The organism is Mesorhizobium sp. ANAO-SY3R2 (assembly GCF_042466635.1).
Taxonomy (GTDB): Bacteria; Pseudomonadota; Alphaproteobacteria; order Rhizobiales; family Rhizobiaceae; genus Aminobacter.
This window is the reverse complement of record NZ_CP159954.1, coordinates 335405-352698: the sequence shown is the minus strand read 5'-3', so window position 1 is coordinate 352698 and position 17294 is coordinate 335405. Positions and strand designations below refer to the sequence as shown.

Genomic DNA, 17294 nt, shown 5'->3' with positions numbered 1-17294 from the left:
CGGCCGCGCATCAGCGCGGCACGCCGTTGCATGTGCCGAACTCGAACCGTTTCGTTCAGATCGTTTGGGGTGCCCAGCCGGGCGCGGTAAACAGAGGTCAGCTCTGCCTAACGGGGATGCGCAGGACCAGGCCATCCATTTCGTCGCTGACCTTGATCTGGCAGGACAAACGCGAATTGGGCGCGGGTTCCCAGGCAAAATCGAGCATGTCGGCTTCCATCGCTTCGGCACCGCCCAGCGTTTCCGCGAAGGAGGGGTCGACATAGACATGGCAGGTGGCGCAGGAGCAGGCGCCGCCGCATTCCGCTTCAATGCCGGGCACGCCGGCGCGGATCGCGGTTTCCATGACGGTCGCGCCATTTTCCGCCTCGATCTCGAAGCGTTGCTCGTCGCTGGTGATGTAGATGATGCGGGGCATTGGCGGACCTTTCGAATTCCATAGTCTGATTGCGCGGCACGATGAGGCCGCAAGCGTGGGCAGCCCGGGGGCTGGTGGTCCCGAGGCTTTGATCGATTGTCTTAGTAGATGCGGTTCACTGAAGGCCGCAGGCGCGGAGGAAAAGGGTGGCTACCTCCTCCTCGACCCGGGCCAGGTCGAGTTCCTCATTGTCGCTCAGCCGCATGAAGTTGCGGATCTGAACCTCGAAATCCGCATAGTGCTGCGTGACCGCCCAGATATGCATCTGGAACAGCAGGGGATCGACAGGACGGATCAGGCCCTGGTCGACCCATGACTGGATCAGCTTGACGGCTTCCTGCGTCGAAGCCTGGTACTGCGCCCAGTGCCGCCCCAGGAAAGGCGCGCCGTTGGCGATCTCCGTCGTGAAAAGCCTGGAAGCCTTGGGGTTTTTCTGACCGTATTCGAGCTTCTTGTGGATGTAGGCGCGAATGATCTGTGCCGGGTCGTCGCCGGTGGAGGCGCTGATGAAGATCTCTTTCCATTCGTCGAGAATGTAGACGAGAATGTCCTCGTACAGCTCTTCCTTGCTGGAGATGTAGTAGTGGAGCTGCGGCTTGGTCAGGCCGGCGCGCTGCGCGATGGCCTGCGTCGAAGCACCGGCCAGACCCTTGCTCGCAAATTCGTCGATCGCCGCATCCCTGATGGCTGCCAGAATACGCCGGCGCCGATCGAGAACCTTCTCGCGCGCGCTCAGTTCGCCATCTTCGGGGATTTCAGCTTTGTCGAGTACCATCGCCAGATCGTTTCCGGCGAGGGGCGGGTGAGCGCCCCTCGCTTTGTTGTCGTTTACGGGTTGAACTTCTTCTTGATATCGAGGCCTACGCCCTTGTTGACGAAGGCATCGGTGGCGACCTTCGACATGTCGAGCTTCTCGTCCTTCACGATGCCCGCCTTGAGCGCGAGCTGGTAGAAATCCTTGACCCGATCCATCGAAATGGCACCAATGCCCTTTTCCAGAGTATCCCCACTGTCGACCATTCCCAGTTGCTTGAGCATAGCCAACTCGCTGTCGAGCGTTTCGGCAGTCATGTCGGGGTTATCCTTGAGGATCAGCTCATAAGCCTTGGTGTGATCTCCGTACAGGAAGTTATTCCAACCCTCGATCGTCGCGTCAACAAACCTTTGGACCAGCTCAGGATTCTTGTCGACCATTTCCTGGCGGGCTTCGATGGTATTGGCGTAGGTGCTGTAGCCATGGTCCGCGAACAGATAGGTCGTGACCTTGGCGCCCTGCTTGGCGGCGTAGAGCGGTTCGGCGGTCGCGTAGGCCTGCTGCACGAGCTTCTTGTCGCTCATGAACTGGGCGAGGCTGTAGCCATACGGGCGGATCTGCTCATCCTTGAAGCCGAATTCGCTGACCAGCCAGGGCCAGAACCCGAACTGGCTGTCCTTGGCGATCAGGATCGACGGGGCGTTGATCAGATCGTTGAAGTCCTTGTAGGCTCCTTCATGGGCGATCAGGGCCTGCGGGTCCTTCTGGTAGAAGGAGGCCACGACCGTGGTCGGGATGCCGTTGGCGACGTTGTGGAAGGACAGCAGCAGGTTGCCCGTCAGCAGGAAGTCGAGCCGTCCGGCGGCCAGCATCGGCCGGTTGTTGACCTGCGGTCCGCCCATTTCGATCTTCACGTCGAGGCCGTGCTTCTCATAGGTGCCGTCGGCCAGCGCCTGGTAGAAGCCGCCGTGGCCTGCTTGTGCGAGCCAGTTGGTTCCCACGACGACCTTGTCCAGCGCATGCGCGAACTGCGCGGACATGGCCAGTGAAAGGCCGGCGATCGCCGCCCTGAGTGCGTTCTTCATGTAGTCTACTCTCCCATTTGGATTCAGGTTTCAGTCTTTGGCGACCATTTCGGTCGTCCAGCCTCGCGTCTTCCCCGGATTGAGGAGGCCGTAAGGATCCGCTTGTTTCTTGAAGTCGATCTGCATCGTGTCGATCTGCTTCATGCCGCCATCCTCGATGGTGTAGGCATGCGGATCGTAGATGTCGCAGCCGTCGATCTGCTCGAGTTCCCGGATGACACGGTAGGTGTCGTCGCGGTCGTGGTAGCGCACCAGCGGCAGGCCGAAGATCTGTACCTCGCCTTCGAGCCGCGCCATTTCATGGTGCATGTACTGCTCGTCGCCGTAGCGCTCCATCTGGCGGCGGACGATTTCCGGATCGAAGGGGCGGGGATAGGCCACCTGCAAATAGGTCCAGCCGGGCTCGGCCTTCAGGGCCTGCAGCGTGGTGTGGTTCCAGCCGCACTCATAGGCCGGCTGGAGACCCTTGGCGTGCAGCTCTTCCTTGGTCATGGCGAAGGAAACGCGGCCGCCGAATTCGGCCACAAGCGCTTCGAAGCGGCCCATTTCTTCCGGCGCGATCATGGCGAAGACGGCATCGCGATCCGAGGGGAAAAGGTCGCCGAACTTGGTGTAGAAGCGCGCGAAGCGGCGGTCGACGGTCGTCAGCAGATAGCAGTCGAGGTTGTCTTCCAGCGCCTTGAGACAGAAGCGCAGGGTCGCATCGTAGCTGTCAAACAGGGCTGCGGTGTGCACCCAATCGGTTGCCTTGGTGAGCCCGATCTCCAGCTCCATGACGATGCCGTTGGTGCCGTAGGCGTGCTGGACCTTCTGGATCTCGGTGCCGTGCAGTTCGATGATCTGCGGCTCGGCCTCGACGGTCATCACCTTGACCGAATAGATGTTGCCGTCGTCGCGCAGCATGCCGTGGCGCAGCGAGCCGATGCCGCCGGAGCCGCCGGTGAAGAACCCGCCGATGGTGGCGATGCGGCGCGTCGAGGGGTACATCAGGAGTTCCTGGCCCGTCTCGCGCACCGCGTCATCGAGGCGGGCAATGCGCGCACCGGCTTCGACGCGCACGCGGCCGGGCTCGATGGCGAGTACCCGATCGATCTTGGTCATGTCGAGAATGATGCCGCCTTCGAGCGGCACGCACTGGCCGTAGTTGCCGGTTCCGCCGCCGCGCACGGTGACGGGGATGCGCAGGCGGGCGGCGGCGGAGGCGACGCGACGGACCTCGTCCTGGTCCTTGGGGATCACCACCAGGTCGCCGACGAAGTGGCCGATGTCCTCGCTCAGGATCGGGCTGTACCAGAAATAGTCGCGCGAGCGCAGTTCCACCTGCTTGGGATCGTCATAGACGCGGATGCCATCGATTTCGGCGCGAAAAGCGGCCCAGTCATAGGCGCGCGGGGGCTGTGTCGCCACGTTCATGCGTTTCTCCAGTCTTGATTGCTTGCCGGCAGCGGCTTGCCGCTCCGGTAGACGATGCGCTGTGCCTGCGGGCGGCTGATCAGGTCGCCGAGATCGCGCGCGCCATGCCAGACGAAGTCGGCGGGGCCGCCTTTTTCCAGCGGTACGGCTATGCTGCTCGCGCACCAACGGGCGGGCAGGCGGGTGATGCTGTCGAGCCATTCGTCCGGCTCGAGATGACAGGCGGGCGCGGCCAGGCGCAGGATGGAAAGCGGGTCGTAGTCGCCATAGGGATAAAAGGCGTCGCCGACATTGTCCGAGCCGAGCATCACCGTCATGCCCGCCTTGCGTGCTTCCTTCAGCGGAGCGATGCCGCGCAGGCGCGGCGAAACCCCGTTGCTACGGTCCTGCAGGTAGAGGTTGGACGTCGGCAGCGCGACCAGCGCCACGCCGGCTTCCGCGGCCGCCAGCAGAATACGTTCGAGTTCGGCGGCGGGACGCAGCGTCAGTGAACAGGCGTGACCGCACAGCACACGGCCGGCGAGGCGATGCCTGATAGTGGCGTCGATGATCAGCGACAATGCGTTTGCTTCGGCGTCGAGCCCTTCGTCGACGTGGAAATCGAGATCGAGATCGTGCTCGCGCGCCAGCGCAAACATTACCTCGACCTTGGCCTCGAGATCGGCGTTGCGGTAGAAGAAAGCGCCGAAGACGCCGCCGTCCTGCTTGACGCGCAGGGCAATTTCAGCCGCCGCCACCTGCACGAGATCGCCATGCACGAGCGCTGAAAGCTGGAGGTCGATGCGCGACTTCCATTCTTCGCGCAGCGACACCAGCACCGGCCAGGCCTCGGGCACTTCAGGTGCGATCCAGTCGATATGCGTGCGCATCGCGCCGACGCCTTGCCGATAAGCTGCCTCCAGGGCGCGGCTGGCGCGGGCGCGGATGTCGGTTGCCGTCCAGTTCGGCCGGTCGTCTTCCATCAGCGCGATCGCGTCGAACAGGCATTCGACCCTGGCGTTTGCCCTCGTGCCGATGCGCGAGATCGTGTGGGTCTTGTCGAGGTGCACATGCACGTCGGCGAACAGCGGCGTGACCACGCCGCCATTGGTTGCGTTGGATGGGACCAGATCCGCGATCTTGCCGTTTGCGACGACAAGGTCGTAGCGGCCCGGATTGCCGGGCAGGGCCACGCCGGACAGCCGCATGGCCTGTCCCTGGTCCGGCGCGTTTCCCAATGCCGTTGTGATCCCGTCCGACACGCTCAGGCCTCCCGGCGGATTTCGCTTTCGTGCCAGCGGCCGAGAACGGCGCGCGACAACCAGCTCGTCACGAGGAAGATGACAATGCCGAGCACCGACACCAGGAACAGGGCCGCAAACATGCGCGGGATTTCATTGCGGAAGCTCGATTCCAGGATACGCGACGCCAGGCCGGTGTTCTGGCCGGCGGTACCGGCAACGAATTCCGCCACGACCGCACCGATCAGCGCTAGGCCGCCGGCAATCTTCAGCGCCGCCATGAAATAGGGCAGGGCGCTGGGTGCCAGGAGATAGCGCAGCCGCTGCAAAGGCGTAGCCTGATAGAGCTTGAACAGATCGCGCAGGTTGTGGTCGGCGCTGCGCAGGCCGATCACCGTGTTCGAAAGGATCGGGAAGAAGGCGACGATCCACGCGCAGATCAGAAGCGCGGTGAAGGTGTCATGTACATAGATCAGGATGAGCGGGGCGATCGCCACAACCGGCGTCACCTGCAGGATCACCGCGAACGGGAAGAAGCTCATTTCCACCGTGCGCGACAGGGCGAAGATCATGCCGAGCAGGATGCCGCCGGCGATGGCGCAAAACAGCGACAGCAGCGTCAGCTTGACGGTGAACAGCATGGAACTCATCAGGGAAGGGCCATCCTTGACTAGCGTTTCGGCGATCACCGAAGGTGCTGGGATCAGGTAGTGGGGAACTTCATAGTACCGAACCAGACCTTCCCAGATGAGGAGCGCGATGGTGATCGCCAGCGTCGGCATGATGATGCGCAGGCGCTGTTCGACGCGAGCCTGGCGTTTCTGTTCGGAATTGAGGACAGGGGTCTCTGCGGTCATGGGGCAGGCCTTCAATGGTCGATGTCGTCGGCGCCGAGCGTCTCGGTCAGCGCATCGGATACGGTCTGGCAGCTTTCGGCGTATTCCGCGGTGGTGCGGAAGTTTTCAGCGCGCGGATAGGTGCCGGGGATCGCGATATCGGCGACAACCCGGCCCGGCCGGGCGGCCATCACCACCACGCGGTTCGACAGGTAGACGGACTCATAGACGCTGTGGGTGACGAAGATCACCGTCAGCCCGTGCTCCTGCCACAGCCGCAGCACGTCGTTGTTGAGCTTGAAGCGCGTCATCTCGTCGAGCGCGGCGAACGGCTCGTCCATCAGAAGCAGGCGCGGGCGGGTGACGAGTGCGCGGGCAATCGAGACCCGCATCTTCATGCCGCCGGACAGCTCGCGCGGATAGGCCTTGACGAACTTGCTCAAGCCGACCTGGGCCAGAACTTCCTCGACGCGCGGCTGCGCGTCCTTGCGCGACACGCCGCTCAGGCGCAGCGGCAGGTACACATTCTCGAACACCGTCGCCCAGGGCATCAGCGTCGGCTCCTGGAAGACGAAACCGACGTCCTGCGGCCCACGGCCCTGGCCGTTGAGCTGGATCTTGCCGGCCGAAACCGAGGTTAGCCCGGCGATCATGCGGAGCGCGGTGCTCTTGCCGCAGCCGGATGGGCCGAGGAAGCTGACGAACTGTCCCTGTTCGATCTTGAGCGACATGTCGCGGACCGCGACGACGCCCGTGCCGTATTGCTTGTAGACGCTGTCGATCTCGATCAATGCGGGAGACGACGCGGATGGGGTGGTGGCCATGTTCATTACTTCACCTCACCAGGCAGTTTTGTTGTCGAGCCAGGAGAGCGGCGCACGCTCGATCTCAGCCAGGAGTTCGACGAGGCGGTCGGCGGCGAAGTCGATGGTCTTGCGCCCCTTCTCGGCAGTGGCAGCAGAGGCGTTGCCTGCCGCGCCATGCGGGTTGATGTCCTGGATCTGCCAGCCGGGCTTCGCACCCGAGAGCGAGATGTGCTTGAAATCGCTGGCGAAGGTCTCGGTCAACGTCCGGAAGTTCTGCGCCTTGCTCATGTCGACGAGGTCGGGATGCAGCTCGAGCATCACCGAGGTCTCCATGTCGCCGGCATGGATGCCGTGGTGCATTTCATGGTCGCTGTAGACGCCTTCCGGCATGCCCTGGCCGAACCAGTTGACGGAGAAGACCATCATGTCGTGGCGGATGCGCAGCTCGCGTGCGACGATGTCCATGGTGCTGATCTGGCCGCCGTGGCTGTTGAGAAGCACGAGCTTCTTCACGCCGCTCGCCGCCACGCAGTCACCGATCTCGCACCACATGGAAATCAGCGTCTGGGCCGAAAAGGTCAGCGTGCCAGGGTAGCGGGCGTGCTCGTTGCTCTTGCCGATGGCCTGGGTGGGCAGAAACAGCGCCTTGCTCGATGCGGGCAGCTTTTCGATCGTCGCCTCGACAATGCCATTGGCGATCGCCGCGTCGACCGACAGGGGCAGGTGAGGCCCGTGCTGTTCGGTTGCGCCGACCGGCAGGACCGCAACGATCTGCTCGCGGTCGAGTCGTGAAAACGCTTCGCTCGTATAGTCGGACCAGTATCTCTTCAAGTTCCCAACCCCTCCTCTCGATTGGTCGTGCGCTGCTAGCGCAAAGGCCCGCGAATGCTCGCGGTCGAATGCGCCTGCAAGGCGCAGAAATCCGTTGGATGTGCCGTCGTCATCCCGCGTTCAGCCGTGGATGGGGAAATTGGGGGAGGGCCGGAAATGCCCGGCGCAAGGCGCGGTCAGCACGCGTGATGCGGCATCGCTTTTTGCCCGTCTCGTCATTGATCCCCTCCCGATCACCCGGGTTTTGCCCGGCGGCGCGGCGTACTACTAAACGATCTGACCGATCGGTCAAACTAATTGTTTAAATTCTTTTGGGGATATGCAATCAAAAAGCATTCTCGTTCGAGTCGGAGGGGTTCCGCCCATGTGGCCAAGGAACTTCGGGCGGGAAATTCTGCACGGGCAGTCGGAATCCGGCAGGCGTAACGGCGTACTTTCTGGAGGGGTCATGGGGGAGAGGTGCATCATCGTTGGCGCGGGCCATGGCGGCTCGCAGGCCGCGGTCAGTCTCCGTCAGGAAGGCTATGCAGGCGAGATCGTCTTGATCAGTGACGAGACGGATATCCCCTACCACAAGCCGCCGCTGTCCAAGGCCTATCTGAAATCCCCTGACGCCGACGGTTTGGTATTGCGCCCGGAGTCGGTCTATCGCGACGATTCCATCGATCTGTTGCTGGGCGCCCGCGTCGACGCGATTCGCGTCGACGACCGGAAACTTGCTCTCGGGGACGGGCGGGAGATCGAGTGGACCGATCTAGTCCTGGCGACCGGCGCGCGGGCGCGAATCCCTGACCTGCCGGGCGTTGGGCTCGACGGCGTCGTCACTTTGCGCAGCATGGCGGACGCACGCCACATCAGGAACATGATGCCCGGCATCCACGACGTCGTTATTGTCGGCGGCGGTTTCATCGGCATGGAGATGGCGCATAGCTGCTCCATGCTGGGCAAGAAGGTCACGCTGATCGAGGCGGCGCCTCGCGTGCTCGGGCGGTCGGTGGCCGAAGTGGTCTCCGTCCACGCCAAGGCAAGATGCAGGGTTGCCGGCATCGACATCTTCACCGGCATCCAGGTTGCAGGCTTCGAGGAAGAAGGCGGGCGAGTCGCGGCAGTCCGGACGGCCGATGGCCAGCGCTTCGAGGCCGACATGGTGGTCTTGGGCATCGGTGCCGTGCCGAATGTCGAACTGGCCATCGAGGCCGGACTTGCCGTCGACAACGGCATCGTCGTCGACGCTCACATGCGCAGTTCCGCGCCCCATATCTATGCCATTGGCGATTGCGCGAGCTACGACCACCATCACGCCGGCCGCCGCGTCAGGCTCGAGTCCGTCCAGAACGCGACCGACCAGGCCCGTCACGTCGCGCGCTCGATCGCTGGACGACCAAACCCCTATCGCGAAGTGGCATGGTTCTGGTCCGATCAGGGCGACATGAAGCTGCAGACCGCCGGCCTGTCCTTCGATGCCGATCGCCATTTCATCTCCGGCAACCCGGAAGACAATGCCTTCTCGGTCTATCACTTCCAGGGAACGCGCCTGCTGGCGGTCGATTCCATCAATCGTCCGGCCGACCACATGATCGCGCGCCGGCTGCTCGCGGCGGGCATGAGCCCGACCGAGGCCGATATCGCGGCCGGGCCGCAGCACCTCAAACAACTGGCCAGCGAGAAGGGCATGGCTCCAGCCTGAGCCACGCTCTTCATTGGCCATCATCTAAAACACAGGTTCGGAAACAGGTCGAAAAATGGTTCACTGTCTTATCGTTGGTGGCGCCGGCATGCTCGGCGCGGGGCTCGCCAAGCGTCTTATTCAGGACGGCAAGGTCGGCGGCAAGGCCGTCACCCGGCTGACCCTTTTCGACATCGTGGCGCCGAACTCACTCCCTGAGGGTGGCAAAATCGTCGTCGGGGTCGAAACCGGCGACATCTCGTCGTCGGAAACGGCCGAGCGCCTGGTGGAAGCGCGGCCCGACGTGATCTTCCATCTCGCGGCCATCGTCTCCGGCGAAGCCGAGCGTGACTTCGAAAAGGGCTACCGGATCAATCTCGACGGCACGCGGCACCTGTTCGAGGCGGTCCGCAAGGCGCACGAGCGCGACGGCTACTATCCGCGCATCGTCTTCACCTCGTCGCTTGCCGTCTTCGGCTCGCCGCTGCCCGACGTCATCGGCGACGACTACATCATCACGCCGCGATCGAGCTATGGCACGCAAAAGGCGATCGGTGAACTGCTGCTGGCCGACTACAGCCGTCGCGGCTACTTCGACGGCATCGGCATCCGCTTGCCCACCATCTGCATCCGCCCAGGCAAGCCCAACGCGGCGGCCTCCGGCTTCTTCTCCAACATCCTGCGCGAGCCGCTTGCCGGCCTGCCGGCGACGCTGCCGGTCGATCCGTCGGTGCGCCACTGGTTCGCCAGCCCGCGCGCTGCGATCGGCTTCATCGCGCATGCGGCGTCCGTGGACGGCGCCCTTTTGGGAGAGCGCCGCAACATGACCATGCCGGGCGTTTCGGCGACCGTCGCAGATGAAATCGAGGCGCTCCGCGCCATTGCCGGCGACGACGCCGTGAAGCTGATCCGCCACGAGATCGATCCGGCAATCGTCGCGATCATCTCGACATGGCCGCAAGCATTCGAGTCGCGCCGCGCCGAACAACTCGGCTTCTCGGCCGATGCGTCCTTCCAGGCAATCATCGAAGCCTATCTCGAGGACTACGCGCCGCAGGCGGAGAAGAAGGCATGAGCGCCGAAGCGCACAGCGGCCGGCGCTTCGTGCTCATCGGCCTCGGCGCGATGGGCTACGGTATCGGGCTTTCGCTGCTCCGGGCCGGTCTTGCAGTCGACGGCTTCGATCTCAATCCCGATGCCCAGAAGCGTTTCAGGGCCGAGGCGGGTCTCGATCGCAGCCTCGAGGAAGCGTGTGGCGAGGCCGACGGCGCGATCCTGGTCGTCGTCAACGCGGCCCAGACGGAAGATGCGCTGTTTGGCGCGCATGGCCTGGCCGACAGGCTGAAGCCAGGCGCGGTGGTCATCAGCTGCGCCACGATCGATGCGCAGAAGGCGGTGGAATTCGAGGCGCGCCTCGCGCCAAAGGGCATCTTCTACCTGGATGCCCCGATCTCGGGCGGCTCGGCCCGGGCCGCGAAGGGCCAGCTCAGCGTCATGGCGTCCGGCAGGCCGGATGCTTTCAGGCAGGCGGAACTGGCGCTCGACGCCATGGCCGAGACCGTGTTCCGGCTGGGCGACCGTGCCGGGCCGGGTTCGGCGATGAAGAGCGTCAACCAGTTGCTCGCCGGCATTCACATCGCCGCAACCGCGGAAGCCTTCGCATTCGGACTGGCCCAGGGCGTCGATGCCGACCAGATCATGCAGGTGATACCCCGTTGCGCGGGCTCGTCATGGATGTTCGAGAACCGTGGCCCCTACATCGCCGCCGGTGACTACCGGCCGCATTCGGCGGTCGACATCTTCGTCAAGGATCTGGGAATCGTCACCGACACCGCCAAGGGCGCTTCGCTCGACCTGCCCGTAGCGGCCGCCGCGCTCGCCCGGTTCAAGGAAGCTTCGTCGAACGGCCTCGGCCGGGAAGGCGATGTGGCGGTGGTCAAGCTCTACGCGCAAGCGAGCGGCATCGGCCTTCCCCCCAAGCGTTATGAGGAGAACTGACCATGCTGCTCGGCTGCATCGGCGATGATTTCACCGGCTCGTCCGACCTCGCCAACACGCTCGTCAAGGGCGGGATGGCGACGACGCAATATTGCGGCATCCCGAGCCAGGATGCTGACGCCGATGTCGAGGCGGGCGTGGTTGCGCTGAAGACGCGCAGCGTGCCGGTCGAGGACGCGGTGGCGCAGTCGCTGCAGGCGCTGGCGTGGCTGCAGAAGCAGGGCTGCCGCCAGTTCTTCTTCAAATATTGCTCGACCTTCGATTCGACCAAGGCCGGCAATATCGGTCCGGTCGCCGAGGCGCTGATCAAGGCGCTCGACGCGAAGCGTGTCGTCGTCTGTCCCGCATTCCCGGGCGCCGGGCGCACCATCTATCAGGGACATCTCTTCGTCGGCGACCGCCTGCTCAACGAGTCCGGCATGGAGGCCCATCCGCTCACCCCGATGACGGATCCCGATATCCGTCGCTGGCTGCAGCACCAGACCGGACTTTCCGTCGGTCTGGTTGCGTTTGCCGAAGTGCGCCGCGGCACTGAGGCCATTGCCGAGGCCTTGCGGCGGCAGGATGCGGCCGGCCATGCGCTGGTGGTCGTCGATGCGCTGCAGGACGAAGACCTGTTCGCTATCGGCCGCGCCGCCGCCGACCTGCCGCTGATCACCGGCGGCTCAGGCGTGGCGCTTGGCTTGCCGGAAAATTTCCGCCGGCAGGGTCTGATCGGCACCCGCATAGTGACGTGGGAGGGCATCGAGGGTCCAGGCGTTGTGTTCTCGGGTTCCTGCTCGCGGGCGACACGCGGCCAGGTGGCGCACTACCGCCGCGATCACCCGGCACTGGAAATCAATGCCGACGCGCTGATGGCGGGTGAGATGACCGTGGCAAAAGCATCCGCATGGATTGTGGAAAACCTCGCGGCCGAGCCGCTGGTGTTTTCCTCGGCGGAGCCGGATACGGTTGCCAAGGCGCAGGAAAGATACGGCCTCGCTGAGCTTGCCCACAAGATCGAGACGTTCTTCGCCGAACTCGCCGCCGAGGCGCGCAAGCTCGGCATCAGGCGCCTGGTGTCGGCTGGTGGCGAAACGTCCGGCGCCGTCGTGCAAGGGCTTGCCTGCGAGGCACTCCAGGTCGGTCCCGAGATCGATCCGGGCGTGCCGATGCTGCGCGTTGGCGGGCAGGAGTTTGGCCTTGCCTTGAAGTCCGGGAACTTTGGTGCTGAGGACTTCTTCACCAAGGCGCTGCGGATGCTCGAACGAGCGGAACGATGAGCGAAGAAGCAGAACTGCGTGAGACGATCTGCCGGATGGCGCGCTCGATTTTCGAGCGTGGCCTGACCGGCGGCGCGTCCGGCAACATCTCCGCCCGGCTCTCCGACGGGCGGCTCCTGGTGACACCGACCGGCACCTCGTTCGGCGATCTCGACCCGGGCCGCCTGTCGCTGCTCGACGGCGCCGGCAGGCTCGTCGGCGGTGATGCACCGACCAAGGAGATGCCGCTGCACGCCGCGTTCTACGAAACGCGCGGCGCAAAGGCGGGAGCGATCGTGCATCTGCACTCGACCCATTCTGTGGCGCTCTCCATGTTGCCGGAGACGGACCCCGACAATGTGCTGCCGCCACTGACGCCCTATTCGATCATGCGGCTCGGCAAGGTGAAGCTGTTGCCCTACTTCCGACCGGGCGATGCGGCTATCGGCAAGGCGATCCAGGGGCTTGCCGGCAAGCGTAGCGCCGTCCTTCTCGCCAACCACGGTCCCGTGGTCGCGGCCAAGGACCTCGAAGCGGCGGTCTATGCCATGGAAGAGCTGGAGGAGACGGCGCGCCTTGCGCTGCTCACGCGCGGCATGAAACCGAAGATGCTGACGCCCGAACAGGTCCGCGATGTCGTGGATCATTTCAATATCGAGTGGGATTGAACGTAATGAAGCTTCCGTTTTCAGCCAATCTCGGCTTCCTGTGGACCGAACTTGTGCTGCCCGATGCAGTGCGCGCAGCGGCCAAGGCCGGCTTCGAGGCGGTCGAGTTGCATTGGCCTTATGCCGTCGAGCCGTCGCTGCTCGGCCACGCACTTGCCGAAAGCGGCCTGCCGGTTCTGGGACTGAACACGTCGCGGGGCAACGTCGATGCCGGCGACTTCGGGCTTTCAGCCTTGCCGGGGCGTGAGAAGGAAGCGCGCGCTGCGATCGATCAGGCGATAGCCTACGCGACGGCGATCGGCGCGACCGCGGTGCACGTAATGGCCGGCAAGACCGATGGCCTTGCCGCACGCGACACCTTCACCGCCAATCTGCGCTATGCGGCGGACCAGGCGCGGACCGCCGGGATCACGATCCTGCTGGAGCCGCTCAACCACCACGACGTGCCGGGCTATTTCCTGGTCGACAACGCCACTGCTGCGGCGATCATCGAGGCGACGGGCCGCGACAACATCCGCATCATGTTCGATTGCTATCACGTCGGGCGTTCCGGAAAGTCCATTCTGGAAGAGTTCGACACCTATCGCCAATTCATTGGCCATATCCAGTTTGCGGCCGTGCCGGACCGGGGCGAGCCGGACACAGGCGAGGTGGACTACGCGAGTGTGCTGCCGAAGATGGCCGAGGCCGGCTATGCCGGTTATTTCGGAGCGGAATACAAGCCGCGCCGGTCGACCGACGAAGGCCTTGGCTGGCTTGCCGCCTGGCGTTGATCCCTGAACCCAGTATCGCCGAAGGTGAATGACATGACCGATCGCCCCTTGGACCTCGACCATCTGGTACCTGATACCATGCCGGCCCCGTTCGCGGCCTACAGCCATGGCGTCGTGGTGCGTGCCGGATCGGATATGGTTTTCTGTTCCGGCCAGCTCGGCATCGGCGCGGATGCCCATGTCCCAGAGGATGCGGAGGCCCAGGCCGAGCTCTGCTTCGAGAATGTCCGCTTGATCCTGGCGGCATGCGGCATGGACTTTGCGAATGTGGTCCGTATCAACGCCTTCGTTACCGACAGGGCACATATGCGGCCCTACATGGCGGTCCGCGACCGCCTGTTCCCGCAACCCGCGCCTGCGTCGACGCTGATGATCGTCTCCGGCTTCACGCGCGAGGAATTCAAGGTCGAGGTCGAGGTCGTCGCAGCGCGAGCATAAAGCCGCAACGACGAGCTATTGCAGCCAGTCTTGGCGCATCGCCCGGAAAGCGGATTCGCTTTTCGGGCGATGTGCTGTTGCACGGCCGCCGCCGCAATGGCGGCGACGCCTGCCGATCACTCCGCCTCGTCCTTGCCGGGTGCGGCCTGGTCGCGGCGGCCGTGCAGGATCTCGCGCTTGCCGACATGGTTGGGCGCGCCGACGATGCCTTCCTTCTCCATCCGCTCGACCAGCGAAGCGGCGCGGTTGTAGCCGATGCCGAGGCGGCGCTGGATGTAGGACGTCGAGCACTTCTTGTCGCGCAGCACCACCTTGACCGCCTCGTCAAAGATGGAATCGCCGTCCTCGGCCGCGACCGAACCCTTGTCGAAGACCGGGCTGTCGTCGGCCTCGGGTGCCTCGTCGTCCTCGTCGGCCGTCACGGTCTCGAGATATTCGGGCCGCCCCTGCGCCTTCAGATGCGCCACGACATGCTCGACCTCGGCGTCGGAAACGAATGGGCCATGCACGCGGGCGATGCGGCCGCCGCCGGCCATGTGCAGCATGTCGCCCTGGCCGAGCAATTGCTCGGCACCTTGTTCGCCCAGAATGGTGCGGCTGTCGATCTTCGACGTCACCTGGAAGGAGATGCGGGTCGGGAAGTTGGCCTTGATCGTGCCGGTGATGACGTCGACCGAGGGGCGCTGGGTCGCCATGATCAGGTGGATGCCGGCGGCGCGCGCCATCTGCGCGAGACGCTGGATGGCGCCTTCGATCTCTTTGCCGGCGACCATCATCAGGTCGGCCATCTCGTCGACGATGACGACGATGTAGGGCATCGGCGCGAGGTCGATTTCCTGCTCCTCGAACAGCGGCTCGCCGGTGCCCTTCTCGAAACCGGTCTGCACCGTCATCACGACCGTCTCGCCCTTGTCGCGGGCGCTAGCTGCGCGCTCGTTGAAGCCGTCGATGTTGCGCACGCCGAGCCGAGCCATCTTGCGATAGCGGTCCTCCATCTCGCGCACCGCCCATTTCAGCGCGGTGACCGCCTTCTTGGGATCGGTGACGACAGGCGTCAGAAGGTGTGGGATGCCGTCATAGATCGACAGTTCCAGCATCTTCGGATCGACCATGATCAAGCGGCACTCTTCCGGCTTCAGCCGGTAGAGCAGCGACAGGATCATGGTGTTGATGGCGACCGACTTGCCCGAGCCGGTGGTGCCGGCGACGAGCAGATGCGGCATCTTCGCAAGTTCGGCGATGACCGGCTCGCCGCCGATCGTCTTGCCCAGGCACAGAGCCAGCTTGCACGAAGTGTTGCGGAAGTCGTTGGATTCGATCAACTCGCGGAAATAGACCGTCTCGCGCGTCTCGTTGGGCAGCTCGATGCCGATGACGTTGCGGCCGGGCACGACCGCGACGCGTGCCGAGATCGCCGACATCGAGCGGGCGATGTCGTCGGCGAGGCCGATGACGCGCGAGGACTTGACCCCCGGCGCCGGCTCGAATTCGTAAAGCGTGACGACCGGACCGGGGCGGACATGGATGATCTCGCCGCGCACGCCGAAATCCTCGAGCACGCTTTCGAGAAGGTCGGCATTCTGCTCCAGCCGCTCCTGCGACATGTAGAAGCCCTGGCCTTCCGGCGGCTGCTGCAGAAGCTCCTCGGAAGGCAATTCGTAGTCGTCGCCAGACAGGAGCCGGGTCACCTTGCCTGCCATCGGCAGCGCCGGCTGGCGCGGGGCCGGCATGGTGATCTCCACGTTTTTGGCGGCCGGCGCGGGAGCCGTCGCAGTCTCGGCAATGGGTTCGGCCACGGCAGCGGTCACGGCGACAGGCGCTTCGGTCTGCTGTGGTTCGGCGACCATCTGGGCTTCCGGCTCGGCGGTGGCGACATTGGAATTGGCCGGTGCGACCTCGGTCAAGGCGGACGGCGCGTGCTGGCCGTAGTGGCATTCGATGACACGGAACAGCGCGGTGATGTCCGCAACCGGGGGCACGACCGGCTTCGGTGCCGGGCGGATCTCGATCTGCTTGAAGACGGCAGGGGCTGGCACGACCGGGGCAGGGGCTACCGGCGCGGGTGCCGCAGCCACTGGTGCCGGAACTGGCGCAACGCGAGCCAGAGCTGGTGCAGGCACAACAGCCGCTGCCTGCGCTGGTGCCACCAGCACGGATGCAACTGCCTCCGGTGCGACGGGCGCTGAAGCTTCGATCGTGTCGTGCGCCATGGCCTCGAAGAAGGCGTGGTCCGACAGGTAGGACCAGCGCGTTTCCAAGATGCTGGGGGTCGCCGCTTCGGCTTCAATGACAGCCGGCGCCTGCACGACGACGGGTGCCGGTGCGAAAATGGGCGCCTGCGCGACCACGGGCGCCGGGGCGACGCGCGTCGGCTGTGCCGACGGCAGGACCTGGGCTTTCTCGACGACGCGCTCCAGCGACGGCCGCGCGACGGCCGGCGCAGGTCGGGTCGCAACCGGCGCAGCCGCAGGCTGGGCGACTTGCGGGGTCGGGCGCTGGCTGTTCACCGAGGCCGCCGGTGCCGGTGTACTGGGCGCTGGCGCGGCGGGGGCCGCAGCCTGAACCGCCTGCTGCGGGGAGGCTGTCGCCGCCCCGGCCGGTGCCTGGTCGGCATCGGTCGGCTCGTCAATCTTCCTGAACTCGCGCTCGGGCGTGCGGGTAAAGCGCACGTTGGGCGCCAAGAAGAAATAATCCTGCCAGGTGGGGCTTTCGATGCCGCCGAACTTCGGGAAGGCGTTGCCGGCTTGGCCCTTCGGCTTCATGTAGGTCTGCTCGCTGCCATGGAGATTGACGACACGTCCGCCGGCGGCTGGCGCCTCAGGTCGCGAACCGGTCGACGGGGCCGGCTGATGCGCGTCGCCAGGCCAGGCGCCGAACTCGTCGAAACCATTCGTTTCGGCGTCATCCTGCGAGGCTGCGTTGGGAAAATTGGATCGAGGATAACTCGTGGATCGCATACTCGTGACTCGCCGGTGGAACGTCCCAAGAGCAATAGGAAGCAGTGGTTAACAGTTCCTTCCCGGATTGCATTCTGTTGCCGCGACGCGCCTCATCCACGGCGCTCGAATGACACATTAGAGATCTGAATTTGTTACAGAATTTTGTCCTTTGGTCGATTCCGACACAAGGAATCTTGCAGCGGTTTTA

At 64.4% G+C, this 17294-nt stretch carries 16 protein-coding genes; 7 read left to right on the top strand and 9 right to left on the bottom strand.

Features of this window, described 5'->3' with window-relative positions; translation table 11 throughout:
* Window positions 1-97: 97 nt before the first annotated feature.
* The 8 genes from ABSY17_RS04430 to ABSY17_RS04395 all read right to left on the bottom strand — a co-directional run bounded on the left by ABSY17_RS04430 (window position 98) and on the right by ABSY17_RS04395 (window position 7363).
* Window positions 98-418 (bottom strand): 2Fe-2S iron-sulfur cluster-binding protein, encoded by a 321-nt coding sequence (locus tag ABSY17_RS04430; RefSeq protein WP_378942029.1) that lies wholly within the window; start codon window positions 416-418, stop codon window positions 98-100.
* 115 nt (window positions 419-533) lie between these two features.
* A complete protein-coding gene (locus ABSY17_RS04425) occupies window positions 534-1193 on the bottom strand; it encodes a TetR family transcriptional regulator C-terminal domain-containing protein (protein ID WP_378942027.1) in 660 nt (219 codons plus the stop codon).
* Window positions 1194-1246: 53 nt separating this feature from the next.
* Window positions 1247-2257, bottom strand: coding sequence for an ABC transporter substrate-binding protein (locus ABSY17_RS04420; RefSeq protein ID WP_378942025.1), 1011 nt, complete (start codon window positions 2255-2257; stop codon window positions 1247-1249).
* 30 nt (window positions 2258-2287) lie between these two features.
* The gene (locus ABSY17_RS04415; protein WP_378942024.1) at window positions 2288-3670 is read right to left on the bottom strand and encodes an FAD-binding oxidoreductase; all 1383 of its coding nucleotides are present in this window, start codon (window positions 3668-3670) and stop codon (window positions 2288-2290) included.
* Window positions 3667-4911 (bottom strand): amidohydrolase family protein, encoded by a 1245-nt coding sequence (locus ABSY17_RS04410; RefSeq protein ID WP_378942022.1) that lies wholly within the window; start codon window positions 4909-4911, stop codon window positions 3667-3669. The genes ABSY17_RS04415 and ABSY17_RS04410 overlap by 4 nt, the downstream gene beginning before the upstream one ends.
* Before the next feature lie 2 nt (window positions 4912-4913).
* Window positions 4914-5747 carry an ABC transporter permease gene (locus ABSY17_RS04405; protein ID WP_378942020.1) on the bottom strand — a complete coding sequence of 278 codons (834 nt, stop codon included), beginning with the start codon at window positions 5745-5747 and terminating at the stop codon, window positions 4914-4916.
* Between the two features lie 11 nt (window positions 5748-5758).
* Complete coding sequence (locus ABSY17_RS04400) at window positions 5759-6550, bottom strand: ABC transporter ATP-binding protein (protein WP_378942018.1); 792 nt, start codon at window positions 6548-6550, stop codon at window positions 5759-5761.
* Between the two features lie 15 nt (window positions 6551-6565).
* The gene (locus tag ABSY17_RS04395) at window positions 6566-7363 is read right to left on the bottom strand and encodes a creatininase family protein (RefSeq protein WP_378942016.1); all 798 of its coding nucleotides are present in this window, start codon (window positions 7361-7363) and stop codon (window positions 6566-6568) included.
* Between the two features lie 448 nt (window positions 7364-7811).
* On the opposite strand from ABSY17_RS04395, the gene ABSY17_RS04390 reads away from it, so the two are divergent.
* The 7 genes from ABSY17_RS04390 to ABSY17_RS04360 are packed head-to-tail and all read left to right on the top strand — an operon-like array spanning window position 7812 to window position 14147.
* Window positions 7812-9050: an NAD(P)/FAD-dependent oxidoreductase gene (locus tag ABSY17_RS04390; protein ID WP_378942014.1), complete on the top strand. Its 1239-nt coding sequence runs from the start codon at window positions 7812-7814 to the stop codon at window positions 9048-9050.
* A gap of 55 nt (window positions 9051-9105) precedes the next feature.
* A complete protein-coding gene (gene denD / locus ABSY17_RS04385; RefSeq protein WP_378942012.1) occupies window positions 9106-10104 on the top strand; it encodes a D-erythronate dehydrogenase in 999 nt (332 codons plus the stop codon).
* Window positions 10101-11027, top strand: coding sequence for an L-threonate dehydrogenase (ltnD, locus tag ABSY17_RS04380; protein ID WP_378942010.1), 927 nt, complete (start codon window positions 10101-10103; stop codon window positions 11025-11027). Before denD ends, ltnD begins: the two co-directional genes overlap by 4 nt.
* Before the next feature lie 2 nt (window positions 11028-11029).
* Window positions 11030-12289: a 3-oxo-tetronate kinase gene (gene otnK, locus ABSY17_RS04375; RefSeq protein ID WP_378942008.1), complete on the top strand. Its 1260-nt coding sequence runs from the start codon at window positions 11030-11032 to the stop codon at window positions 12287-12289.
* Window positions 12286-12936, top strand: a complete 651-nt coding sequence (locus tag ABSY17_RS04370) for an aldolase (RefSeq protein WP_378942006.1) — start codon at window positions 12286-12288, stop codon at window positions 12934-12936. Before otnK ends, ABSY17_RS04370 begins: the two co-directional genes overlap by 4 nt.
* Window positions 12937-12941: 5 nt before the next feature.
* Complete coding sequence (locus tag ABSY17_RS04365; RefSeq protein ID WP_378942004.1) at window positions 12942-13709, top strand: hydroxypyruvate isomerase family protein; 768 nt, start codon at window positions 12942-12944, stop codon at window positions 13707-13709.
* Window positions 13710-13742: 33 nt separating this feature from the next.
* The gene (locus tag ABSY17_RS04360; RefSeq protein WP_378942002.1) at window positions 13743-14147 is read left to right on the top strand and encodes a RidA family protein; all 405 of its coding nucleotides are present in this window, start codon (window positions 13743-13745) and stop codon (window positions 14145-14147) included.
* Between the two features lie 116 nt (window positions 14148-14263).
* On the opposite strand, the gene ABSY17_RS04355 is transcribed toward ABSY17_RS04360, so the two are convergent.
* Window positions 14264-17104 (bottom strand): DNA translocase FtsK, encoded by a 2841-nt coding sequence (locus tag ABSY17_RS04355; protein WP_378942000.1) that lies wholly within the window; start codon window positions 17102-17104, stop codon window positions 14264-14266.
* Window positions 17105-17294: the final 190 nt, after the last annotated feature.